Genomic DNA, 24757 nt, shown 5'->3' on the forward strand with positions numbered 1-24757 from the left:
TTTAATTCACTTTATAACTCGGTTTTAGCGTTGTGAGCACGCATTTGAGGTGCGTCAATCAGGGTATAAATGTGGGGGATTAACCACTTTTCGAGTGCCACCCAGCCGTCTTCTACCTGCATCATCGCGACCACTTCAAGCTGAGATTTTGGGTCGCTCCAAAATATGGTACCGCCCATACCACCCCAAAAGAAGGTCCCTTCCTGACGAAGGTCACCGGCTGTTTCCTTAATTCCTACACCGTAACCAAAACCTACGCCTTTGTATACCCTTGGCATAAAGTGCGTGTCCAGCCCCTGCGTTTTAGTACTGAGCATAGTGTTAACCAAGTGCTCCGATAACAGGGTCTGGCCATTAAATTTCCCCTGATTCGAAAGCATGGAAACGAAGTTACTGTAATCTTGTGCAGTTGAGATAAGCCCGCCACCCCCTGAGAGTAAAACCGGTTTGTTTAAATAGTCACTATCTGCGCCTTCTTCGCTAAAGAGAATTTTGTCTTTGTTGAACACATAGGCTTCTTCAAAGGTGGTCGCGTCATACTCATACATATCAACCAGCCGGTGTTCGCTGCCCTTTGGCACTGCGAAGTGGGTGTCTTGCATGTTTAACGGTTCAAAAAGGTGGCGCGTCAGATAGGTATCTAAAGGCAGGCCCGATACTTTTTCGATAATGGCACCCTGAATGTCACTGGCAATCGAATACTCAAAGCGTTCCCCCGGTGTAAATTTTAGGTCTATGCCAGACAAATCGTCAATCATCTCGTCCAGGGTATTGCCCCGGCTCAGTGGGTTAGCCAGCAAATAGCGAATATCAATCCAGTTTTTTAGCCCACCGCCATAACCAAACCCGGCGGTATGTGAGAGTAAGTGATGGATAGTGACCGTATGTGGTTGTCCATCGACTTCGAGCACATCCAATTCAGGTAAAAATTTGCGAATATCATCTGTTAAAGCGATTTGGCCGCTGTCGACCAGCTGTAATAAAGCCACTGACGTGATGGGTTTACTCATTGAAAAAATACGGAACAGTGCGTCTTTTGTCATCGGCTTGGATTTCTTGACGTTTACTTTGCCGTACGCGTTGTAATGTACCAGTTTGTTTTGGTGTTTTACTATCAACACTAATCCCGGTAAGTGGTGCTCAGCGAGTAATTGCTCTATGTGTGTATCGAGCGTGTGTGAGGCCGTGTGCGCTGCGATTGGTGCTGTGGTATTGGTAACTGTGATGTCAGACGCCGCCATTGTGTGTGATGTCAGGCCAAATAGTGCTGCACAGATCAGTGTTGTCAGTGTGCTTTTGTTTGGTTTGGTCGTCGCTGTACGCATGGTGTTTCCTTAAATTAGGTGGTTGTTAGCTGTTGAGTCACAGGTTAAATCAACTCAGGTAAACTCAATGTAAAACGGCTAACGCCACTGTGAGAAAATCGTAGGACAACTTTGCGGCGCGCGTGATGACTGGAAAATCCGTGATTTTTGATGAGAAATAAAGTGTTTAACTAACCAGGCATACAAGATCCAAGACACTTTCATGATTAAAGTGATTCTCAGTCATAACCATAGCAAGCGTCTTATTTTCTGACGGGGGTATTTGCTCTCTGCTTTGGTCTAGGCAAACAAGGAGTTCTGGAGACAATAGAAAACCTAACCTGAGCCAGTGTTAGCCCTGTACTCAGGCGATACGTCTGGTCGTGAGCGGGGCTTATCCAAGCAACGCGCGGTAGTTATTGATGGCGCTGGCCTTTTCTTCACGGATCAGGGTTACCAGATCCAGCCCCTCATCCTGCCAGCGCGCAGGGATCGTCATTTTATCAATTTGGAATTCGTCAGAGTCTGCGTTCATCACACAGAGCTCGTCGTGTATCGCAAAAACACCATGGTCGAACGACTTGCCCGGCGCTGCTTGTTGAATATAAAACCTTTCTCTTTGATTCTTTGCCGCTTTTTTAAGTGCTCTGTGATGACAATAGGGGTTATTCCCGCGCTTGCCAAAAAACACATGTGCAGTCCAGTGACAGCCAGCACGGCAAACTGCTGCAAATTCGCAGCTTGCGCATTCGCCCCACATATGCTGGGTGGCATCTTCAGGGGTAGTGACGTCGTTGATGCGTAGCTCAGGGCTATTTTGATAGATATCTTGTAATGTACGCTCGCGAATATTGCCGCCAGTATAGGCCTCGCTCGGTAATGAGGGACAGCCTTTAATACTGCCGTCAGCTTCTATGCCGATGGCGTTTTGACCTGCACTGCATCCTCGTGAGAACGCCCATTTGGGGTCGGATGCAATGGGCTCTCTGAGTAACCTTTCGTAGGGCCCAAAGTAGCCAATATTGTTTCCCATGTGTACCCGTATCCCTTCACGGTTGCCGCGTTTTGACAGGTATGCCAGAAGCGGGAAGACATCCAGTAATTCATATGGCTGGAGTAAAATATGGGCATTTTCAACTGCGTTACCCATGGGCACCGTCAGGGCCAATTGCCAGGCTGATATTCCGGCTGTAAGCAGCGCTTCGTAAAGCGCGGGGAGCTCTGCAATCGATTCGCGATTGACCTGTGAGTTACAGCCTACCGGGATCCCTGCTTCGCGCAGATGTGCAATGGTTTCAAAACACTTCTGCCAGGCGCCTTGCTTTCCTCTGAGCAGGTCGTGGCTGCGCTCCATCCCGTCAATGGATAAAGAGACCGCCGCAATGCCTGCTTCCTTCATCCGTTTAGCTGTGCCGAGAGAAATCCCGTAGCCGCCCGTTGTCATGGTCGCTTTCATGCCTTTTTTGGTGATCTCTGCTGCGATCTCCAACCAATCGGGACGCATAAATGCTTCGCCGCCGATCAGGGTGACTTCTTTAATGCCCAGCTCAGCCATCTGCGCGACTAAATCCAGTGCTTCACTGGTGGATAACTCATCGACTCGGGCATCGCCTGCCCTGGAACCGCAATGGTTACAAGCCAGGTTGCATTTCAATGTAATTTCCCAAACCGCATAAGTTTGTCTGTATGCCGCATTGATTCGGATATCAGATCTGTGCGTTAAATCAGTCATATTTGCCCCTAATCAGTTATGGTTGTGCGTGTTATGAAGCTGGCAATTAGTCAGCCAGGCTTGAACCGTAGATCTGCACGCCAGGGCCGGTTGAATCTGCACCCATGGCATCTTGCTCAGCACCTTTGCTTTGATAAGTGTTGCTTAGCTTTGAGCCACCCTCGATTTTTGCCAGCAATTCCTCTGCTTCAATAACCGCTTTTTTGTTTTGCTTTGTTGTTTTCATGGTATTACCTCGAAATAAGTTAAAATGAATTTAGGTCAGATGACCTGCCGGTTGCAGCACAGTGCCACCGGGCACCGGGTAGAAAAAGCCGGTACAAGTTCAATCCTGCGAGCTCGGTGTCCCGCTGTCAAAATGACGAAATAACTTAAATATCAAATTAAATCAAAAGGTTATCTCGATAAATTATTGAGGGGATTGAACTTGATAAGGTTTGATAAGCGGGCTGGGAAGTTGGGTACTCAGTGATAACTGAGTACCCCTGCGGTGGAGTATGGTAACCCGTGCAATGGTTAAGAAACGGTCAATAACAGCAATGTGGAGAAGCGAGGGCCGCGCGTTTATTTATTGAGTGCGTTTACAGGGGACTGGCTTTTGTCGTCGGCTCATTGATGGGTTTATAGTGAGCATAGTCTGGCTGTTGTATTGATACAGGGGCACTTACTTTGTATCCATCAACTCACTAAGCCCTGTTTTAAGGTGTGATAGGAGCGCAGTGACTTTTTTCTGAGGGTATTTGCGCCCTGAGTAAAATGCATATAACACCAGATCTTCCGGCTCATGGTCTAACGTGAGTTCACTTAAAGTGCCAGCCTCCAGCTCTGCCTGGCACATATGTCGTGGTAAAATGGCAAAGCCCAATCCCTGGATTGCGGCGGCTTTGGCCATGTGGCCACTATTCACTTTATAACTGGACTGCACATGCAAGGTTCTATTGTGTTTGAATCGCCACGGGGCACCTTGTAGCACGGTCAGGCTGGTAATACAGGGCACTTTACTGAGTGTATCCAGCGAGTGCACATGGGCATGACGGTGCAGCAGCTCAGGAGCACCCACAACACAGCTGGGCAGGTGCAGAAGGGCTTGCGCTACCCAGCCCGAGTCCTCCAGTGTGCCCCGGCCAAAGCGCACAACCAGATCTAATCCCTCCAGCATGCCGTCAGTGGGATTTAATTGTGTGTCACAACTGAGTTGTATATCAGGATGCTGGTGGCAGAAATCGGCAATAAGCGTTGCCAGTACAGGCAAATCTGGCGTGACCAGAGTGAGGTGGCCAGACAACGCATCATGGTGCTGAGACACCTCTGTCAGTGCTTCATCCATTGTTTGAATGAGTGGCTTAAGTGTCTGATAAAGCTGTTTGCCTGCCGCTGTCGGGCGCATTTTTCGCGTTGTTCGCTCCAGTAGCCGGGTATTTAAGTGTTGTTCCAGTTGGGCCACATGGCGGCTGATATTAGATGTGGGCAGCTGGCGATGCTGTGCAGCCAGCTTAAAGCTTAACTTTTCATAAACTGCGGCAAAGCTCAATAGCCATTGAATATCGGTCCTTTCGATCATTCATTATCTCAATAAATGGGATTTACAAAGTCATAATACCATATTTATCCCACTAAGCTGCTTTGTCACACTGCACTCAAGATATTGAATGGAGTGAATAATGCAGAAAAAACGAATTGCGATTATAGGGGCTGGCGTTGCTGGTATGGCACTGGCTCTGCTGGCAAGCAAACAAGGGCATGAGGTGCAGGTGTACGAGCGTGCAGCCGCGCACAGGGTGATGGGGGCTGGCGTTACGTTATGGCCTAACGCGATGTTTGTGTTAGCGCAAATGGGGTTAGCATCGGACATCATTCGAGCCGGGGGGACACCTAAGTTTGTGTGTCAGTATGACCGCAGTGGAAATAAGCAAAATGCGCTGGATATTGATGAGTTAAATCGGCTTAGCGGTCACGCGACAGTGACCATACTGCGCCGTGATTTGATCCAGATATTGGGTGACGCACTTAGTGCACAGGGAGTATCCATTGCATTTGCAACCACAGTGACTGAGCAGGATATCGATAAGCTCAGACAGACATACGATTTAGTCGTTGGTGCTGATGGGAGGATGCACTCGGTGGTGCGTGAGGCGCTATTTACTTCGCCAGTGTCACCGTGCTACCAGGGGTTTATCAATGTGATAGGGATCAGTCAGCTTGAGCCTGGCATCTTACCAAACAGGATTGGTGACTTCCGTTATCCTGGTGAACGTTTCGGCATTGTGGCCGTAAAGCAGGATATGTGTTACTGGGCAGGGGCGTGGCGCACACCGTTCGATAAAAGTTGCAATCAGCGCGACTGGTTGGGTGAGTTAAAACAGCGATTTGGCGGATGGGCTGAAGCGGTTCAATCTGTTTTGAGGCACGCTGACCCGGGCTCTGTCCGGCCCATTTTTGTCCATGACTTGGACCCTCTCCCATACTGGCATAAAGACAATATGGTGCTGATTGGCGATGCAGCGCACGCGTCATTACCGACTTCAGGGCAAGGCGCGTGTCAGGCACTGGAAGACGCCTGGCTGCTGAGCTGCCTGATGTCACAGCAGCACGACCTCAGCGTGGTACTCGGCAGGTTTTATCAGCTGCGGATTGAAAAAGTGACAATGGCCCAGGTGGCTGGGCGGCAATTAGCGCAGCAGCTATTTTCCGGGCGCCGTGAGGAATCGACCGCGCCGTCAGGCGTATCCCTGGCTCAGCTGAGTCAGATATGGATGCAGGGGCTGAGTGTGTAGCATAAAGGGTTGGATAGGCCTGCTGGCCTTGCTATAGAGTGAGACTCTAAAGGCGGTTATTCTGGCGGGTCGCCTGGCACTTCTTTCTTTTTACGCTGCTCTTGCTTCGCCTTTGCCACATTTTTAAATACGGGCGGTGGAATAGGAAACAAAGACAGCAATGGAAAGATTGCCATCACCAGATAAGCGGCTTTGGGCATCCCTTTGGCCCATTTCACTATCCTGATCAGACACCAGAGGCTGAGCACACTCAGTGTGAGGATCAGCCCTGCTGTTAGCATTATCTGTATCAGGGTCAGGTTATCGTTGTTCATCAGCGTTATTCCTTTTACTTAGTTAAACATCTTAATAGGTACGCGCTGACTAAAAATCAAGCGGCTTGTATTGTACTGAGATTATTCAGAAAATCTGATTATGGTGTTTTTATGATACTAAATTAATCCATTATTCTTATTTTATTGTTGATTTTTTGTGTTTTGGCGCGCATCATGGCCTCAGATTGCAAAGATAATAATGGAAGCACTCACTCCTAATGGAATAGGAAATCGCATCATACAGCGGAGGTAGATGTGTCATTACTTTGTGTTGTATTAGCCTGAATTTGGATGAACCGAACGAGTTTATTACCATGCTAAAAACATCACTTTCTTTGATTGCCCTGGTGGCGTCTTCTGTTTCTTACGCGAATACCTGTAGCGGCCAGCTATATGGCATTAACGCGGGTCGTGGCGATGTGGGCATTTTATTTGGTCTGAACGAGCAAGATAACAGTGCTTACGCACAAACGCTGGCGGAATTTAGTGCCTCAGCACTGGCTTATGACCCGGCCAGCAAACGCATGTATTATGTGTCAGCGCCCAGACCGTTTGAATATCAGGTTGACGTGAGTCACCTTAACCTCAGTGCAGAGCAGTTAACGCACCTTCCGATAGAAGGCAAGCGCTTTAAATATCTACGCCTGGCATACTATGATTTTGCTACTGATACGCACACGCTGGTGGGCAGAACCTCTCAGGTGCTGAGTATGGTGTATGATCCCGAGCGCGATGCGCTGCTGGGCACTGATTTTAAAAAGCTCTATGAAATAAATAAAAACACGGGTGAAGCGACAGAGCTGGGTGCACTGGGCTCGCTCAAAGGCAAGTTTCGTGGCGACTTAGTGATCCAAAATGGCAACTGGTATTTGATCACCAGTCGCAGTGTTTATCAGATAGATAAAACCACCTTCGAGGCCACTAAACTGGCGAACCATAGCCTGACTGCAGCCACCGGGGCTGCGTTAAATCAGGCCGGTGAAGTGGTTGTCAGCCGTACCCTGATCAACGACTATGGGCATGTGAATCGCTCCAAGCTATACAAACTCAACCCTCAGTCGGGTAACACCTGTTTACTGGCTACGGTGCCAGTGCGGCTCAACGATTTGGCGGTGAATACCGATCAGGCAGTGGCCTGTTACACCACACCGAGTTGTGAAACAGATCCTGAACCGACCTTCACGGTAGAAGCTGTCACTGATACGGTATCGGAAGGGGGTCAGCTCGAATATCAAGTGACTTTAAGCAATGCCTATTATCAGGATGTGACGCTCGACGTCAGTGTGCTGGATGACACCACCTCTGCCGATGATTATACCTCGCCATCTGCCAGCGTCACAATTGCTGCGGGCGAAACCAGTGCGACCATTAGCATTGCTACCCTGGACGATGACAGCCATGAAGACAGCGAGGCGCTGACCTTAGTGGTTGAGGGCGCAGCACACACCAGTGGTTCCGCGTCTGTTGCGGGCACCATAGAAGACAACGACCCCGCTTGTATCCCGGATAATTATACCCGCATTCATTATCAGTTTGTCAGCGAAAGCGCAGGCTACAACAATGACTGGGGTGTTCGGGTTAATGGTAGCTATGTGAAACTGCTGGACGAATATGGTGGCTCAGGCAGTTATGATGTCATTGAAGGGGCCAGTTATGACTATGTGCTATCTATTAATGGCAACCCTAACCAGCTGACCACCAATTATCGTGTCTATGGTGATAAACAGTATTGGGAAGATCAGAACGACCGCGATTATAACGACTTTATATTGAAGGTCTGGACATCCAGTATTCAAAAAGGCTGTGACTGATAAGTTCAGGACTGCCCAGGGCAGTCCTGACAATCTTGTGAGGATGGATTATTCACCTTGTATAAACGCCCGATATTCAGGGCCCAGATGCCTTAGCAATTGCTCACGTCGCACCTCGGTGTCATTGCCCTTCAAATAGCCTTTGATGGCATATCTTAGCGTCATAGGTTCCTTATCTTGCGGCCCGAGTATGTAGTTTGCTAATGTTTCGTCACTTTGCGAGTAGCCCAGTGCTGCCAGATTTGCAATACCATCCATAGCCGCAGCGCGAATACTCAATTCACGAGATTCGTAGGAAGGGCCATGAGTGTGATCAGAAGAGATATTCGGTGCAAACGTATAGTCCGGTTTGGAGATCGCAATCTCGTATAGTTTGTTGTTAGCCAGCGGGCTGTTCAGTTCACTTAGTATATGCACCGCAGACCAGCGCCGCATCTGACCTTCAACAGTAAGTGCAGTATCATCATAGATTTTGAACAGTTCAGGCACAACGAGATGGGCATTTTTGCGCAGGGTTTCCAGAGATTTAGCATATTTTTGATTTGCGTCTTCTCCCATACCAAATAAGTTATTGAGGTGGGCCTCAATCATTTGCTCCAGCTGAACGCTGCTGTAATTTATCGCACCGAGTTCAGACTGAGGATTCAAGTCCTCTGCTTCAGCAATAAGTTCAGCAGGGATCAGGCTGAACAGATCGAAAGGGTAATGTTGAATATGTACCCCTGCTTCTACCTGGATACTTTTGGCTCTGAACTGGCCAACCTGCAACATATTATCAGGCAGGGTTGTCAGAGTGAGATGGGCATCTGGTGAAAACCATACGCCGTTAAAGGGGTGAGAGAGCTTGATGTCAGTTGAACCCAGGTATATTACTGCCAGTGCGCCATGCGTGCGATTATCAATAACCGGCAGAGTCTCCAGGTCGCCATGAACGTAAAGTACGGTGTGGTTTGTGTTTTCAGGGTTGTTTTCTATTATGATTTTACTGTTATCACCTGCGTTGAGTGACATCAGGTGAAAAGCCCCAGGCGTTATATGCCAGCTGGAATTCGGCTTAATAGTCACATTTTGATAGCTGCCGGGTTTGCTGACCTGTTTTGCATTTTGCTTAACGCCCGTTGCTGTCACATGGACATTGCTTTTCGGTGCGTTGATTCGCCAGTTTAACTCTTCAATGCTCATGTCCAGTGCTGCAAGTTGTCGCAAATTTTCAGGGGAAGTCGGCAACGGATTATTATAGCGCCTGGCATAGAACTGAGTGTTGCTCGGTGGTTTATGTGAAAAGTGCATTTCTTTAAATGCCAGTGCATGTTGCATGGCATGACCTTCACCCGTTATATCGAGAGTTTCAAAGCTAACGACGGATCCCGGCACTTGGCGAATATTGCCCGATACCAGATGTTCAATTGCACTCAATTGCAAGGCGCTGGACAGTTCGATAGATTTTGAGGCTGTCAGCGGGACATGCTTTAACGCCATGGCATTTAATTTGAATAGCGCCACCGAGCAAGTAATATTTGCCTCTGTTACTTCGCACGTTAAAGGTTTAAGTAAATCTTCAGCGGCGGTTTTACTGTTAGCGGTTGCGCAAAATGGCAGGCTTAATGCTGTGACCACAAACAGAAAATATGAGTACTTCATACAATACCTTATGAAGCCCCTTTGCAGGGGCTGAGTTAAAACGAGCGTTATTTAGGGCCTGTCGCGACACAGATCCACGGAGGAGGCCCCATATTATGTGGGTTATGGCGGCATTCAACTTTGGTTGGTTGTTTACCATATTTATTTACAAAGCCAGATGTTGCTTGTGAGCGCACCGTTGATTCTACCCCGCCTGCTGCGGTGAAGGTTACTGTGTTTGATGGCTCTATAGGGCGACTTAAACCAGATGCCGTTGATTTATTGATGATTTCAGCATCTTTGTCTGCATGATACGGTGGCGGTGTAACGAAGCGGCGGTTGATTGTATAGTTTGCGTGTTGCTCAGCACTGGCCCGCATAGCCGGGGTTGCATCGTTAGCATTGACCGCAAACCACCATAACCATAATGCTTCATAAGTATTTGAGCCGTTATAGCTCCAGTTAGCATCACAGCTTGAGCCGCTGCACGCACCACCGGCGTTACCATGTGATTTGTCCATATGTCTGGCTTCGTGTACGAGTGTTGCTGCTCGTCCAATTACATCCTGATCATACAGGCCTGCGCGGCTGAAGCTCATTTCTGAACGTTTTACCCATTCCCAGCTGTAGAACTTTTTCTCCCACTTAAATCTGGCAAATACACCTTCGTCACAAATTGAATGAGTGTTGTGAACGTCTTTTTGTGTTTCGTGATAGGCCCAGCCTAAAATTGAGTTATCACCTGATTTATCAGCGTTGTCCAGTAACCAGATACTGTTGAATAGTCGCCCTTTCGGTGACGTGTAATCACATGCATTACCGGCAAAGCTACTTTCATTAACTGCAAAATTTGAGCGATAAGTTGAGTACTTGTTGCTGTCACAGGATTTTCTACCAATAGCGGCTTCGAATCGGGCGTTGGTATCGCTTTTACTGTGTGAGCGACCGCACATTTCATAGCTGTCACTGCCAAAGGATAGCGTGGCAACTTGTGCGGTTGCCGTACAATACCAGGGGAGTGGATAATTAGTTGAGCGGCAACTGGTGCGTACGTTGGACAGTGGGTTACCATTTGCCTGTCGCTCAAGTGCAGAAATTGCAGCGATTTTGCCCTGTTCCTGAGTGTGGCCATAGGAGCCGGAAGAAATTGTTTTAGCAGCGTTTGCGGCAAATGGGGCCACCGTAATTGCCGCTACCAGTAGGGTATGTTTCATTCATTTTCCTTATTGATTTTGTAGTGTCACAGAGAACCTGATTAGGGTACATTGTGCGGAAATTAAACACAACGCATTAATTTAGAAGTTACATTAGTTTTATTCATGTATTTAAATGTAATGATTTGGCAATTGTGTGTTAAGGAGGCTGTGGCCTTGCTGCTCAGTCTGGATAGCACTGAGCTGACACGTAGACAGTTGGGATCGTGAATAAAACAGGGTAAAGTGGTTTGAAATTGTCAGGACAAAATCTGGTTTACTTAGATATCAACTTCGTCAATGAGCAGCAATAGATCTGTATCACCTATGTCTTCACCCAGCTGAGAAAACAGAGTGGTAACTTGCCCCCTGTGATGAGTCTGGTGGTTAAAAAAGTGCATCAACAAGCTACTCAGAGGCTTGCTGAAGCTGACATCTTTAGTATTGCGGTAAGTCAGGGTGGTATCCAAATCGGACTCCTGCAGTTTATCCATAAAACTCAAAATTTGTTTGTCGAGCCATCGACGATGTGTAGTCAGGCGAGAGAGGTCTTGAAAAAGGCACTGGGCCAGGCTGGTAGGGTCGGGCTGTTCCAGTACGGGTTGCAGAGTACTGTAGCCAGCACGGTTTGAAGCAAACCGTTTTAGCCAGATAATGTCTGCCACCACAAGGTGGTTTAATGTGCCAAATATTGAGCCGAAAAAAGCGCCTCGCTCTAGTTTTAATGCCTCTTCGCTCAGGCAGGCTGCTGCCTGATAGACTTTTTGATTCATCCATTGATTATAGTCGGCCAGCAATCTGAACTGGGTAAGTTGGCTCATGGGTGTTTCCTTCAGTTTACCTGAACAGAGTTATAATCCCGATAGGTGCGCAAAACAAGTCTTTTTCAGATTCATCATCCTGTAAAAAAACTGCGCTAGCGCAAGCAATTTTAATTTTACTCAGCTAAAATACCCGGTTATACGTTATTCTCAGCCGTGCTGCCTGTGCAGGTATCTGTAAGTTCGCAGTGGTACGGTGTTCTTTGCTCAATGACACGGGGTTTGTATGTCTGACAAGTGCTATATCACGGCGCAACAATTACTTGAAGATTCATTTCGACTGGCCGCTCAGGTTTATGAAGACGGCTTTCGTCCTGACTTTATTATCGGCATCTGGCGCGGTGGTGCGCCTATCGGGATTGCAGTTCAGGAATACTATGATTACAAAGGCATAGAAACCGACCATATCGCCGTGCGTACCTCGTCTTACTACGGCATTGGCAAGCAGTCGAAAGAGATCAAGGTACACGGTTTACACTATATTGTTGAAAATGCTAACGCGGGCGACTCGTTACTGATTGTGGACGATGTGTTTGACTCGGGCCGCAGTATTTATGCGCTACGTGAAAAACTCGAAGAACTGATGCGCCTGAATTTGCCAAAAGACATTCGTGTTGCTTGTCCGTATTACAAGCCGACCAATAAGAAAGTCCCTATGACGCCGGATTACTTTATCCACGAGTCGGACGAGTGGCTGGTGTTCCCGCACGAATTATCAGGTTTAACGCCGGATGAGCTGATCGCCGGTAAATCAGATTTGGCCAATATCAAAGAGCTGTTTGCTAAGTAAGCCGGGCCAACAGGTATCAAGAAAAAGCCGCACTGATACTGCTCAGTGCGGCTTTTTTGTGGCCATAGATCTGTTACACTCGCGCTATTGTGCTTTTTGAGATGATGACCGTTTTCTATGACAACAGCCACGCCCGATTATCAGGCTATTTTGCAACACGTTGCACAGCAGGTTCAGCCCTTGTCCCAGCAGGGAAAGGTCGCTGATTATATTCCTGCGCTGGCTGAGCAGCCTCTGGGGCAATTTGCCATTGCACTGCAAACTGCCGACGGACAGACCTTCAGTGCCGGCCACTGTGACAGCCGTTTTACCATTCAATCTGTCTCTAAGGTCATGACCTTAACGCTGGCGTTACAGCGTTATGGTGATGAGCTGTGGCAGCGTGTGGGCAAAGAGCCGTCGGGCACCGCATTTAATTCACTCACGCAGCTTGAGTTTGAAAATGGCATCCCCCGTAATCCCTTTATTAATGCCGGGGCCATTGTTACCTGCGATGCCTTGTTCAGCCGCCTGAGTGCGCCTATCCACACTATGCTGGAAAGCTATCGCTGCCACACAGCGAATCCAAAAGTGGCTATTAACAAGGTGGTGGCGCAGTCTGAGTACGATCATCGTTATCGCAATGCCGCTATGGCTTATCTGATGAAGTCATTTGGTAACTTTGATAACCAGGTAGAAGAGGTACTGTGGTCGTATTTTAATTTTTGTGCCATTGAGCTTAATGTATGCGAATTAGCACGGGCATTTTCTTATCTTTCAACGGGCGGAATATGTCAGCAAAGTGGCCAGCAGGTGTTAAGTACACGCCAAACTCAGCAGCTTAACTCTTTGCTGTTTACCAGTGGTTTGTATGATGCTGCCGGAGACTTTGCCTATCGGGTCGGGATGCCGGGTAAATCCGGGGTGTCGGGCACCATCATTGCCGTCGCACCGGGTCGCTTTACGGTGGCGGTATGGTCGCCGGGGCTGGATAAAGTAGGTAATTCCGTTGCGGGTATTGCGGCGCTTGAGTTACTGGCTGAAAAGCTGGGCACCGCATTATTTTAGGTGACAGTGAGACACAAAAAACGGGAGCCATGGCTCCCGTTTTTATTGCTTACTGGTCCCAGTAAGTTTGTTCGAGCGAGTCTTCGCGCTCTGGCAAGCCACGCGACAGCCGTGGTGAGTGCTGTACTAATACCTCATAGCTGGCGCGGTTAGCATATTTGCTGATCTGTGCCAGTGAAGAATAGGTAATGGCGTGTTGCTCATGTTTGGCTGAGTTTGGCACGTTGAGCTTGTGATAGACGTTCGCCGACAGGTCGTGTAAGACTGCTGCTAATGCGCAATCTCCGGCACCATTGGTATTTTTAATGGTATCCGGGCCACCCATGTAAGGAGCGGTATGGCTGTACGCTTTGATTGGCTGTTTACACGCGCTACGGCGCATTGCCCGGGAGAATTCATACTGGTTGAATTCAGGGATAGCGCCTGGCAGCAGCGGGTACTCGGTTTCGCGTTTCTTCTCATCATCTACGTAACCGGCCATAAACAGGCCCTTAGGTCCGGCTGTACAGATCACTAAATCAACCCAATCCAGCGCTTTGTCAGCGGCCAGCAATGGGTCGTCAAAACCGGTGATCGCTTCGCCTTCTTCTTCATTCATGGCCAGAATGTCGACGTGTTTTTCGACGAACTCTGCCCACCAGGTCGGGTCTTGTTCAATCAGGAACTTAGTCCCCAGTGTTAATACCACAGGCACACCGGCATCGTTGGCGTATTTCACCGCCTGCATGGTGGCCTGGGTCATGGTTTCTTCACCTGAAGTACGCATTAGATAAGCGCTGATCACCAATGCTGAGGCGTGTTCAATCAATGACTTGTCAATTGACTCAGGTTTAAGGTGGTTCATCATGCCAGCACTGATGGCGAAGGTCCGCTCGCCGCTGTCGTCGATCAGTGTAAAGCAGCGGCCGATGGGACCCGGAACGGGTTGCAGATAATCAAGATCGACCCGGCTGGAGGTATTGCACAAAAACTTATAGGCATAACTGCCTATTTGAATGTTCTCGCTCATGACGCCCAGTAATACCGAGCGGCTATCAGCCAGCACTGAATAGTTGTGCATGGTATTGCCTATGGTGCCGCCAGCAAATTCATAGTCAATCATGTCATCACGTTTCAGGCGATCGTAAAGCGCATTGGTGACATCATTGTCTATCACTTGAGACATACCGCGTTGCAACCCAAACTCATCAAGGAAGGCCTGATCGACCTTAGCTTCGATGTCTACTACGATTTGGTCTATACCACAAATGTAGTTGCGTTTAAGTCGATCAACGACATGTAACTGGTTAATTATAGGGTCTTTATCTTCGACTGGAAAATAATGTTTATGTCTTCTGCGGCCCGGAAATTTCATGTTCTACCCGTGTGTGTTGAGCTCGTCAAATAAAAAAAGCGGCGAATTATAGCTTAAATTGATGTCAATGAGCCATGGCAATTTGCTAATTTTAGCAATATAACTGTCACAGTGCGCAGTTCGCGACAATACGCTAGAATATCCCCCATTTTGTACCCAGGAGCATTTAGGTGGACGAACAACAGCAAGACCTGTATTGGATGCAACGTGCATTGGAGTATGCCGACAAGGCCGAGCAGGAAGATGAGATCCCGGTTGGCGCCGTCGTAGTAAAAGACGGTGAGCTGGTTGGCGCGGGCTGGAACCGCTCTATTTGTTGTCACGATCCGTCGGCCCATGCGGAAATGCTGGCGATCCGGGATGCTGGTCAGCGCATCGAAAATTATCGCCTGGTAGATTGCACTTTATATGTCACGTTGGAACCGTGTCCTATGTGTGCTGGCCTGCTGGTGCATAGCCGGATCAAACGGGTGGTGTTTGGTGCCGCGGATGCGAAAACCGGAGCTGCGGGGTCAATCATGAATTTGCTGCAGGAGCCCAAGCTGAATCACCAGGTTGAGGTGACTGGCGGGGTCTTAGCCGAGCAATGTGGCGAGAAATTATCGGCATTTTTTCGGCGTCGGCGCAAAGAGATCAAGGCGCAGAAAAAAGCCAGGCAAGCGGGGTTAGACGACCAAGCAGCTCAGGATTGAGCCGCTCTTTCGTCTGCCGCTATCTGGATCAGTGCGTAGATGCGACGGCGTAATAATATCTTACGGTTGATGTTGCGTAACATAATACGGCGACGATTTGGGTTCGTGTTGCGCGTGTTACGTTTAAACTGATGAGTTCGACGTCTTCTTAGCATCGTAACCTCCATTTTTAGTGAGAGAACAACTACGCGCGACAGCTATAGCGTATTCGTGTGTCAACTTGATGACATGCTCTGAATACCGTACCGGATACTTATCGGAACGCCTTGTAGATCATTGGGCTGGTTGCTCTGAGTCTGTATTGACTTGAAGGGCCCCATTTTCGTCCAACCAGATCAGGGCGTCGTAGTACCGGCGAATATTATCTACATAGGTCACTGCCACATCGCCGCGCGCATATCCATATTTCGTCTCTCGATAGTAGCGCTTTTTAGTCAGCAGTGGTAGTCGTTTTTTCACCTCTGCCCAGCTGGTTGGCGAGCCCCCCTGACGCATCGTGAGTTTGCGTGCATCATTCACATGACCCCACCCAACATTATACGCCGCAAGTGCAAACCAGGTTCTGTCTGGCGCACCGATCTGTTTGGGGATGCGATTAATGAGTTTACGTAAATAGCGGGCGCCACCGCGAATATTTTGTTCTGGTTTGAGCCGGTGCGTGACGCCAACTTGTTTGGCTGTGCGTTGCGTGAGCATCATGATCCCGCGTACCCCGGTGGGCGATTTGGCTCTGGGGTTCCACATTGATTCCTGATAGCTCAGTGCAGCGAGTAAACGCCAGTCTAGCTGGTGTTGCTCAGCATATTGCATAAACCAGTCCTGATATTTAGGCAGTGTGGTTTTACTCGCTTCGACAAAAGCCAGAGTGTTGACGTAATTAAAGCGTCTGACATGGCCAAAGTACTTCTCTTCGAGTGCGGCCAGTTGCTGTGATTGCTGCATCTTGGCAAAAAATGGCGGCAGCAGTGCATACAAAGAGTCGTCATTTTCGTTGCGTAGCACCCAGGAAACCGGATCGGCCTGGGTGATGGAAAATGCGATGCTGACATTGGGGTGATAACGCCGGAACAGGGCCAGCGAATGCGAGTCGACGACTGTGTATTGTATGTCGCCGTCGATGATCCCCTGCAATAGCTCTTCCTGATCCCGGTCATCGACGGTTTGCCAGCTGAGCTCAGGGTACTGCTTTTGTGCAAGCTGCAAAGAGATCACATGATGGCTGTCCGCTAAAACGGTCACAGGCCCGGTCAACTGGGCAAAGTTGCGTGGTCGGGTATTGCCTTGTTTAAAGACCAATTTTTGGCTGATCTCGCGATAGCTGGGGCCAAAACGAAAATGGGCAGCACGCTGAGGGTGATAGCTGAGCCCTGCCGCTGCCATGTCCAGATCGCCACTTTGCAGGCGTTCGAACAGTTTTTTCAGACTGAAAAAAGGCACCATTTGCAACTCAACGCCCAGCTCACTGGCAAACTGCTCTGCCAGTTCATATTCAAACCCCTGTTCGCCACCAATGCCCTGATAAAACGTCGCGGGTCCAACCAGGGTGCCAATGCGGATCACTTCCTGCGCTTTGATCTGTTGTAATTGAGTGGCGGGCATTTTTTCGCAGCTACTTAATAGCAATAAACAGCACAGTACCAGCACAGAGGAAAGCAAACGCATAAGTGACTTTTGGCTCCTTGACCAAATGGGAGTGACAGACCGCTCCATGCTCGCAATTAACGGTGCTTTTGTGAAGGGGCTTTTTTTCGATAATTGCTAAATTTGAGTTAAATAAGGAGGGCAAATCGACTATAATAGCGGCCCAAAATATCGTTCAATCCTTAACCCCGGATGAAAATACCTATGTTGATCCTACGTGGTGCACCTGCACTTTCTGATTTCAAAGTTCAAAAAATCCTTAAAAGCTGTAACGATGCGCAATTGCCTGTGGCGGGTGTGTATGCCGAGTTCATGCATTTTGCTGATCTGACAGCGGAACTTTCTGAGTCTGAACTGGACAAGCTGAGTAAGCTTTTAAAGTACGGCCCGACCATTGCCGAACATGCGCCTGAAGGAACCCTGATTTTAGTCACGCCGCGAATTGGTACGATTTCGCCTTGGGCATCGAAAGCCACTGACATCGCCAACAATTGTGGCCTGGATAAAGTACACCGCGTAGAGCGTGGTATTGCCTACTATGTCGAGGGTGCGCTGAGTGCAGAGCAGATCGATGAGGTAGCCAAGCTTTTACATGATCGCATGACAGAGTCGGTACACAGCTCGCTGGAAGATGCCGGTCAGTTATTCCGCGTTGAAGAGCCACGCCCAATGTCATCTGTAGACATTCTTGGCGGTGGCCGTGAAGCGCTTGCTACTGCAAACGTTGAGCAAGGCTTTGCGCTGGCGGATGATGAAATTGATTACCTGGTAGAGAATTTCCAGAAGCTAGGGCGCAACCCGAACGACATCGAGCTATTCATGTTCGCACAGGCGAACTCTGAGCACTGTCGTCATAAAATTTTCAACGCCGATTGGACAATCGACGGCGAACAGCAGCCTAAGTCGCTGTTCAAAATGATCAAAAACACCTTTGAGACGCACCCGGAAAATGTACTGTCTGCGTATAAAGATAACGCAGCGGTAATGAAAGGCTCAAAAGCGGGTCGTTTCTTCCCGAATAAAGACGGTGAGTACAGCTACAATCAGGAAAACATTGAAATCCTGATGAAGGTTGAAACCCACAACCACCCAACTGCGATTGCCCCATTCTCAGGTGCATCAACGGGTTCTGGTGGTGAAATTCGTGACGAAGGTGCAACAGGCCGTGGTTCTAAGCCAAAAGCGGGTCTGGTTGGTTTTACGGTATCTAACTTGCGCATTCCTGGCTTCGAGCAGCCGTGGGAAACTAACTTCGGCAAGCCTGGTCGTATTGTTAATGCACTCGACATCATGATCGATGGCCCTCTGGGTGGTGCGGCGTTCAATAACGAATTTGGTCGTCCTAACCTGCTTGGTTACTTCCGTACTTACGAAGAAAAAGTGAATAGCCACAACGGTGAAGAAGTGCGTGGTTACCACAAGCCAATCATGCTGGCAGGGGGGCTTGGTAACATCCGTACTGAGCATGTTCAAAAGGGCGAAATTCCCGTTGGCGCTAAGCTAGTTGCACTAGGTGGCCCTGCGATGAACATTGGCCTGGGTGGTGGTGCTGCATCGTCAATGGCATCGGGTCAGTCAAACGAAGACTTAGACTTTGCGTCTGTACAGCGTGAAAACCCGGAGATGGAGCGTCGTTGTCAGGAAGTGATCGATAAATGTTGGCAGCTTGGCGACGAAAACCCCATCGCGTTTATCCACGATGTGGGTGCAGGTGGTCTTTCTAACGCATTCCCTGAGTTGGTAGACGACGGTGGTCGTGGTGGTAAATTCCAGCTACGTAACATCCCGAACGATGAGCCGGGCATGGCACCACACGAGATCTGGTGTAACGAATCACAAGAACGTTATGTGCTTGCAGTAGCGGCAGAAGACTTTGACCGTTTTGAAGAAATCTGTAAGCGTGAGCGCGCACAGTATGCAGTAATTGGTGAAGCAACAGAAGAGCGTCACTTAACCGTTGCGGATAGCCACTTCGATAACAACCCAGTAGACCTGCCGCTTGAAGTACTACTTGGTAAAGCACCTAAGATGCACCGTGACGTTGAGTCAAAGAAAGTCGAAGGTGAAGCACTAAACACAGATAGCATCAATGCAGAAGAAGCGGCTAAGCGTTTACTTCGTCTACCTACTATCGCTGAGAAAACATTCCTTATCACCATTGGTGACCGTACGGTGACAGGTCTAGTGGCCCGTGACCAAATGGTTGGCCCCTGGCAGGTACCGGTAGCAAACTGTGCTGTAACAGCTGCTGCGTTTGACACTTACCACGGTGAAGCCATGTCAATGGGTGAGCGCACACCTGCGGCACTTCTAAACTACGGTGCTTCTGCACGTTTGGCTGTCGCTGAAGCGTTAACGAACATTGCTGGCGCCAACATTGGTGGTCTTGAGAACATCAAGCTATCAGCAAACTGGATGGCAGCGGCCGGTCACCCAGGTGAAGACGCAGGCCTTTACGAAGCGGTTAAAGCTGTGGGTGAAGAGCTATGTCCGGCGCTGGGTCTCACTATTCCGGTTGGTAAAGACTCAATGTCAATGAAAACCACGTGGCAAGACGAGGGTGAAGACAAAGCGGTAACAGCACCACTTTCTCTTATCATCACTGCGTTCGGCCGTGTTGAAGACATTCGTAAAACGGTAACGCCTCAGCTTCGTACTGACAAAGGCGATTCAAGCCTGATCTTAGTTGATTTAGGTGCAGGTCAAAACCGCATGGGTGCATCAAGCCTTGCACAGGTTTACAAGCAGCTTGGTGACAAGACACCTGACGTTGATAGCCCAGAGCTATTAAAGGGTTTCTACAACGCGATGCAAACTCTTGTAGCGGATGAGAAGCTACTTGCTTACCACGACCGTTCAGATGGTGGTTTATTCACAACTGTCGCTGAAATGGCATTTGCAGGTCGCACCGGTGTCACGGTAAATCTTGATAGCCTAACAGGTTCTGACATCGAAGCGCTTTATAACGAAGAACTGGGTGCCGTTATTCAGGTTCGCAATGACGACCTTGCAGCAGTTGAAGCAATTCTTGCTGATAATGGCCTTGCAACAATCAGCCACACTATCGGTGCACTCAACACGGAAGACAAAGTAATCTTCAACCGTGGCGGCGAAGCAGTACTGGCAAATACACGTACTGAACTACGTACTATTTGGGCTGAAACCACATATAAGATGCAGGCACTTCGTGACAACCCTGAGTGTGCTAAGCAAGAATTTGATGCCAAGTTTGACGAAAAAGATCCAGGTCTTAACGTAAAACTAAGCTTTGACCTTAACGAAGACGTAGCAGCACCTTACATTGCAACAGGTGCTAAGCCGAAGATGGCTATCCTGCGTGAGCAAGGTGTTAACTCACACGTTGAAATGGCAGCTGCATTTAACCGTGCAGGGTTTGCAGCGGTAGACGTACACATGAGTGACATTCTTGAAGGTCGCCTGACTCTGGACCAGTTCAAAGGCCTTGTGGCGTGTGGTGGTTTCTCTTACGGTGACGTACTGGGTGCGGGTGAAGGCTGGGCTAAGTCAATTTTATTCAATGACATGGCACGCGACCAGTTCCAAACCTTCTTTGAGCGCCAAGATACATTCAGCTTAGGTGTGTGTAACGGCTGTCAGATGCTATCAACTCTGAAAGAGCTTATCCCAGGCACTGAGCACTGGCCACGTTTTGTAACTAACAAGTCAGAGCGTTTTGAAGCACGTTTCAGCCTTGTAGAAGTACAAGAAAGCCCGTCAGTATTCTTCCAGGGTATGGCAGGTTCTCGCATGCCAATCGCAGTCTCACACGGTGAAGGTCATGCTGAGTTTGCAAACGACGCTGCGGTGAAAGCAGCACTTGAATCTGGCACTGTAGCAGTTCAGTACGTTGATAACTTTGGTAAGCCGACTACGCAATACCCGAACAACCCGAATGGCTCACCAGAAGGGATCACAGGTATTACATCACTAGATGGTCGTGCAACAGTCATGATGCCACACCCAGAGCGCGTATTCCGTGCAGTAGCAAACTCTTGGCACCCGGACGAGTGGAAAGAGGACAGCCCGTGGATGCGCATGTTCCGTAACGCACGTAAGAGCGTTGGGTAAAACACGACCGAAACAACGTTTCGCAGCGTGTTTTACGCGAGTCATGGATGACGAGCCGGGCCGCAGCTTCAGGACGAATTAGTCTGCACTGCCTCAACTAGCTGAAAAGAAAAGGGTCACTTCGGTGGCCTTTTTTATTGCCTGTCACATCATCATATTCATGGTTTGGTATTATTCATCCCCTATACTTTCTCTCCTCAAGTTTTCTATGTAAATACCGATACAATGGTTGAATTAGAGGTACTTCCAGGCGCAGAGCGACGCCTACAGACCAATAATGACAGTCAAGGAGTGAGTATGGACATACAAGTACACCCAGGTAGCGCTTCTGTTAGCAAGCCGGTATCGCCTGCACAAGTGCGCAATAGCAGCGATAAAGCGTCTGATGTTAAGGTAAGTGTGGAGATACAAAACCGCGACGAGGTTGATACCGTCCCCCCCTTGCTGTCGCAAGAACTGGATGACGAGGCCGGTCAATATAAAGAAGACAATCCGGTATTCAAAGAAGATTATGAGGATCTGGAGAAAGCCATGGCGCTGATCCAGGAGTTTATCCGTAAGTTACAGGCACAACTCAGCAAGTTAATGCAGTCTGTGCAGCAGCGCCATCTTCAGGTCCAGGAAAACGAACAAGCAGAAGCGTCATCGGATTTGGTGCTCGTTGAGCATATTGGCTTAAAGCAATATCGTGACAGTACTAAAGTGGATGAAATTGCACTGCTGGAACAACAGCTCTCTGAATACAAGCAACTCGAAGCTGATATTCGCGTCAATATGATTAAAATGATCCTCGCGGAGCGTGAGCGGCTCGAAGAGCTTAAGCGTAAAGGTAAGCTGTAAACCCGTTAGCCGACGAAATGATGACCTATTTGTAAGAGATTTTTGCCAACTTAACATCTTCTTACTTGGGCAAAGATTACTTCGTTGGCAAGATCCCTTACACTTAAGCGAATTTTCACTGAATATCAGGTACCAATGCGGCGCTTTTTTCTTATTCTGCTTTTTGCCCTGTTTACACTAGGGATCACTGTCTATTATTTTCGCGTGCCACTGACGCTTACGATTGGTAAACAGATACTGACCGAGGAGCAGGGCCTGCTTGAATGTCTGGACTGGTCCGTAGACAGTTGGGACAGGCTTGCCGTAGAGCGCATGTGCTGGCGTAGTGATGCCGTATCGGTTGAGCTCAGCGATGCCACCTTTGATGGTGACCATTTTCGGGTTGGGACCATGAGGGTGGTGCATCAGCAAACCCAGACAGACAACACCACCCAGGTGACCTATGCGCCTGCACCTTTGCAGCTCGACTTACCTGAAGGCATGCCTACGGTTGAGGTTGAGGCGCTCACTGTATCCAGTCCATTATTACCTGAGCCATTGAATTTGAGCGTTAAGCAAACCGATGATTTTGCCTTTACCATTGCCGGGGATGTGGAAGCCGACCTTGCCCTGAGTGATACCAAGCTGCGTGCGACACTGAGGTTATCCAGCCCGGCTGTGCAGATGTTTTTGCGTGAGGCGAAACTGCCAGTGAGCATGTCTGCACTGAGCGGTACTGTCGAAGCTGAATTCAACGGTCAGGCTATCAATACAGCAGTTCAGTTACAGAGTACTTTAAACTACGCTATGCCTCAGTGTCAGTCTGAGATCCAGGTCAACGGAGTGGTTACCGGGCAATGGGATTTTACACACGAACATGCAATGCTGGATTTGAGTAAGCTGCCTGTTGATGTGGCTGTGGGTGAGTGTAGCGCGTTGCTGGCAGGACTGCCAAAAACCTGGCAAAACAGTATCTGGTCCGGGCACTGGCAGGCGCGTATATCGGAGCCTGTTACATTTGAAGAGCAGGCACTTACATTGCGTGGCTTGAGCGTGTATGACGTTGCACACATTAGCGAAGCCACCCTGAGTGAGTTTGTCTATCAGCTGCCCAAACAGCAGATGCAGGGCAAACTGATGGTATCGCATCGAAGTGAGGCATTTCAGTTGCTGGATGCGCAAGTCGATTTTCTGCTGACAGGGACACAGCTGGAAAGTCAGGGCGGTGTGACTTTAGAGGTTACGCAGGCACCAGAGGAGCTTCCCATCGACTGGCAGGCACTGAGTATGCGCAGTGACTTTTCATTGCAGGGCAAAGTGACTGAACAGCTGATACTCAATGTCACGGCAAAACCCCAGGCTCAGTCTGTAGCGACCGAAACAATGATGCTAGACAATGTCACTACTTCTGTGTCAGCCCAGACCCTAATCGCGATGAGCGAACGCCTTGACACAGCGCAACAAGCGCCGTTTGAGCAGTTGCAATGGCAGCTCGATGCTGAGGTAGAGCGATATCAGGTAAGTGGGGTGCAGGGGCGCAATCTGACAATGGCTGGCCATGGTGATATTGATGACTCGCTGGCGGCTAATGTAAACGCTGATATTCGGGTTGGCTCGTTCAAACGCGAGGATGTGCGAGGTAAAGAGCTACATCAGCAGCTGAGTTTTAGCGGTGCATTACGGCCAGAGGGACCTGTTGGCAAACTCAATGGCAACTCGACCATTGAGCTGGTGGCACATCCACAGTTGGTGCTCAGAGATGTGGTTACACACAGCGAAGGGGACATCAAAGGCAGGGAGCAACTGGCACTAACCCACAGGCTGGTGCATGATAACCTTGAACTACAACTGACACATCGTCTTGAAGCTGGGCTAATGCCATTTACTTTGACACTGGGTGAACATGGCCTGGGGGCGATTCAGTCTGTGGCCAGCCAGTTTGTGCCTAAACTTAAAATAGAAGAGGGCCTGGTCAGTGCCAGTGTTTCAGGTGAATTGTCGCGTCAGGCTTTTGACTTTGAAATAAACCTTGGTGATGCCTCGTTTTTGTATGATCATCACTACGTATCTGGATTTGATTTGCCTCTTAAGGGGAAGTGGCATGCAGGGGCGCTCATGTTAGCGCCTGCGCCACTGAGCATTACCGAGGTACGGTCAGGACCTGTGTTGACAGATGTGCGCGGTCAGATAACCTCAGATAACAATTTGCCTGTATTACGTCAGTTTAGCGCCAATATCTTTAGCGGCCAGCTCGCGGCTGAGCAGGTGTTGCTCGACAAGCGGGATCAGGAGATTTTAGTGACGGCCAGCGATCTGGATTTAATGCAGATCTCCGAAGCTGGCCGTGAGGCCGGGGTTGAGCTATCCGGCCAGGTCTCAGGCAGACTTCCCGTGTTTATACACAATGGGCAGGCCGAAATCCGCGATGGGTATTTGAGTAACATAGTAGATAGCATGCTGAAAGTAGAGGACAATGCATCATTTAATGCGTTAAAGTCGCAGCGTCCGGAGTTGCAATCTGTGTTCGAGATGTTGGATGAGTTGAGTATTGAAACCTTAAGTGCCGATGTGAACATGTCACAAGATGGGCAGCTGGAACTGGCTGTAAAAATTGCCGGTGAAAACAAACAGAAACAACAACCTGTGAATTTCAATTATACGCACAGTGAGAATATTTATACCCTGTTCAGGGCGTTGCGTCTGAGTGATGAAATTACTCAGGCAGTGGAAAAAGCGTTAAACCAATAGGAGCTACT

19 protein-coding genes are annotated in these 24757 nt (G+C 48.9%); 8 read left to right on the forward strand and 11 right to left on the reverse strand.

What is annotated here, in order from left to right:
* Positions 1–11: 11 nt before the first annotated feature.
* The 4 genes from QNM19_RS12515 to QNM19_RS12530 form a co-directional block, all read right to left on the reverse strand.
* Complete coding sequence (locus QNM19_RS12515) at positions 12–1325, reverse strand: serine hydrolase domain-containing protein (protein ID WP_284026760.1); 1314 nt, start codon at positions 1323–1325, stop codon at positions 12–14.
* A gap of 373 nt (positions 1326–1698) precedes the next feature.
* Positions 1699–3036, reverse strand: coding sequence for a radical SAM/SPASM domain-containing protein (locus QNM19_RS12520; protein WP_049863842.1), 1338 nt, complete (start codon positions 3034–3036; stop codon positions 1699–1701).
* 46 nt (positions 3037–3082) lie between these two features.
* Complete coding sequence (locus QNM19_RS12525) at positions 3083–3262, reverse strand: hypothetical protein (RefSeq protein WP_049863843.1); 180 nt, start codon at positions 3260–3262, stop codon at positions 3083–3085.
* A 438-nt stretch (positions 3263–3700) separates the two neighbouring features.
* Positions 3701–4597, reverse strand: coding sequence for a LysR family transcriptional regulator (locus QNM19_RS12530; RefSeq protein WP_049863844.1), 897 nt, complete (start codon positions 4595–4597; stop codon positions 3701–3703).
* Positions 4598–4697: 100 nt separating this feature from the next.
* Here QNM19_RS12530 and QNM19_RS12535 point away from each other — a divergent pair, with 100 nt between their 5' ends.
* The gene (locus QNM19_RS12535; RefSeq protein WP_284026761.1) at positions 4698–5810 is read left to right on the forward strand and encodes an FAD-dependent monooxygenase; all 1113 of its coding nucleotides are present in this window, start codon (positions 4698–4700) and stop codon (positions 5808–5810) included.
* A gap of 56 nt (positions 5811–5866) precedes the next feature.
* Here the strand turns inward: QNM19_RS12535 and QNM19_RS12540 are convergent, their stop codons facing one another.
* Positions 5867–6124: a hypothetical protein gene (locus QNM19_RS12540; protein WP_197094249.1), complete on the reverse strand. Its 258-nt coding sequence runs from the start codon at positions 6122–6124 to the stop codon at positions 5867–5869.
* A 314-nt stretch (positions 6125–6438) separates the two neighbouring features.
* Here QNM19_RS12540 and QNM19_RS12545 point away from each other — a divergent pair, with 314 nt between their 5' ends.
* The gene (locus tag QNM19_RS12545; RefSeq protein ID WP_049863845.1) at positions 6439–7935 is read left to right on the forward strand and encodes a Calx-beta domain-containing protein; all 1497 of its coding nucleotides are present in this window, start codon (positions 6439–6441) and stop codon (positions 7933–7935) included.
* Positions 7936–7983: 48 nt separating this feature from the next.
* On the opposite strand, the gene QNM19_RS12550 is transcribed toward QNM19_RS12545, so the two are convergent.
* From QNM19_RS12550 to QNM19_RS12560, 3 genes are all read right to left on the reverse strand, one after another.
* The gene (locus QNM19_RS12550; RefSeq protein ID WP_049863846.1) at positions 7984–9576 is read right to left on the reverse strand and encodes a hypothetical protein; all 1593 of its coding nucleotides are present in this window, start codon (positions 9574–9576) and stop codon (positions 7984–7986) included.
* A gap of 47 nt (positions 9577–9623) precedes the next feature.
* Complete coding sequence (locus QNM19_RS12555) at positions 9624–10769, reverse strand: hypothetical protein (RefSeq protein WP_049863847.1); 1146 nt, start codon at positions 10767–10769, stop codon at positions 9624–9626.
* A 260-nt stretch (positions 10770–11029) separates the two neighbouring features.
* Positions 11030–11569: a DinB family protein gene (locus tag QNM19_RS12560; RefSeq protein WP_284026762.1), complete on the reverse strand. Its 540-nt coding sequence runs from the start codon at positions 11567–11569 to the stop codon at positions 11030–11032.
* 226 nt (positions 11570–11795) lie between these two features.
* Between QNM19_RS12560 and QNM19_RS12565 the strand changes: the two genes are divergently transcribed.
* Together QNM19_RS12565 and glsB are read left to right on the forward strand one after the other, a co-directional pair.
* Positions 11796–12359: a phosphoribosyltransferase gene (locus QNM19_RS12565; protein WP_010383043.1), complete on the forward strand. Its 564-nt coding sequence runs from the start codon at positions 11796–11798 to the stop codon at positions 12357–12359.
* A 117-nt stretch (positions 12360–12476) separates the two neighbouring features.
* Entirely contained in the window at positions 12477–13406 is a 930-nt protein-coding gene (gene glsB, locus QNM19_RS12570; RefSeq protein WP_049864619.1) for a glutaminase B, read from the forward strand.
* A gap of 49 nt (positions 13407–13455) precedes the next feature.
* On the opposite strand, the gene QNM19_RS12575 is transcribed toward glsB, so the two are convergent.
* Positions 13456–14760: an inosine/guanosine kinase gene (locus tag QNM19_RS12575; RefSeq protein WP_010383041.1), complete on the reverse strand. Its 1305-nt coding sequence runs from the start codon at positions 14758–14760 to the stop codon at positions 13456–13458.
* Between the two features lie 170 nt (positions 14761–14930).
* On the opposite strand from QNM19_RS12575, the gene tadA reads away from it, so the two are divergent.
* Complete coding sequence (gene tadA, locus QNM19_RS12580; RefSeq protein WP_049864620.1) at positions 14931–15452, forward strand: tRNA adenosine(34) deaminase TadA; 522 nt, start codon at positions 14931–14933, stop codon at positions 15450–15452.
* Here tadA and QNM19_RS12585 read toward each other — a convergent pair.
* Both QNM19_RS12585 and mltF read right to left on the reverse strand, forming a co-directional pair.
* Positions 15443–15607 (reverse strand): hypothetical protein, encoded by a 165-nt coding sequence (locus tag QNM19_RS12585; protein WP_010383038.1) that lies wholly within the window; start codon positions 15605–15607, stop codon positions 15443–15445. The genes tadA and QNM19_RS12585 overlap by 10 nt on opposite strands.
* 118 nt (positions 15608–15725) lie before the next feature.
* Positions 15726–17114: a membrane-bound lytic murein transglycosylase MltF gene (gene mltF / locus QNM19_RS12590; RefSeq protein WP_049864621.1), complete on the reverse strand. Its 1389-nt coding sequence runs from the start codon at positions 17112–17114 to the stop codon at positions 15726–15728.
* 183 nt (positions 17115–17297) lie between these two features.
* Between mltF and purL the strand changes: the two genes are divergently transcribed.
* The 3 genes from purL (at position 17298) to QNM19_RS12605 (ending at position 24749) form a co-directional block, all read left to right on the forward strand.
* A complete protein-coding gene (gene purL / locus QNM19_RS12595; protein WP_049864622.1) occupies positions 17298–21182 on the forward strand; it encodes a phosphoribosylformylglycinamidine synthase in 3885 nt (1294 codons plus the stop codon).
* Positions 21183–21479: 297 nt separating this feature from the next.
* A complete protein-coding gene (locus tag QNM19_RS12600; RefSeq protein ID WP_049864623.1) occupies positions 21480–22022 on the forward strand; it encodes a hypothetical protein in 543 nt (180 codons plus the stop codon).
* An 84-nt stretch (positions 22023–22106) separates the two neighbouring features.
* Positions 22107–24749, forward strand: coding sequence for an intermembrane phospholipid transport protein YdbH family protein (locus tag QNM19_RS12605; RefSeq protein ID WP_156202284.1), 2643 nt, complete (start codon positions 22107–22109; stop codon positions 24747–24749).
* Positions 24750–24757 lie beyond the last annotated feature (8 nt).

The sequence above is a fragment of the Pseudoalteromonas ardens genome (assembly GCF_030125445.1).
GTDB classification, from domain to species: domain Bacteria; phylum Pseudomonadota; class Gammaproteobacteria; order Enterobacterales; family Alteromonadaceae; genus Pseudoalteromonas; species Pseudoalteromonas ardens.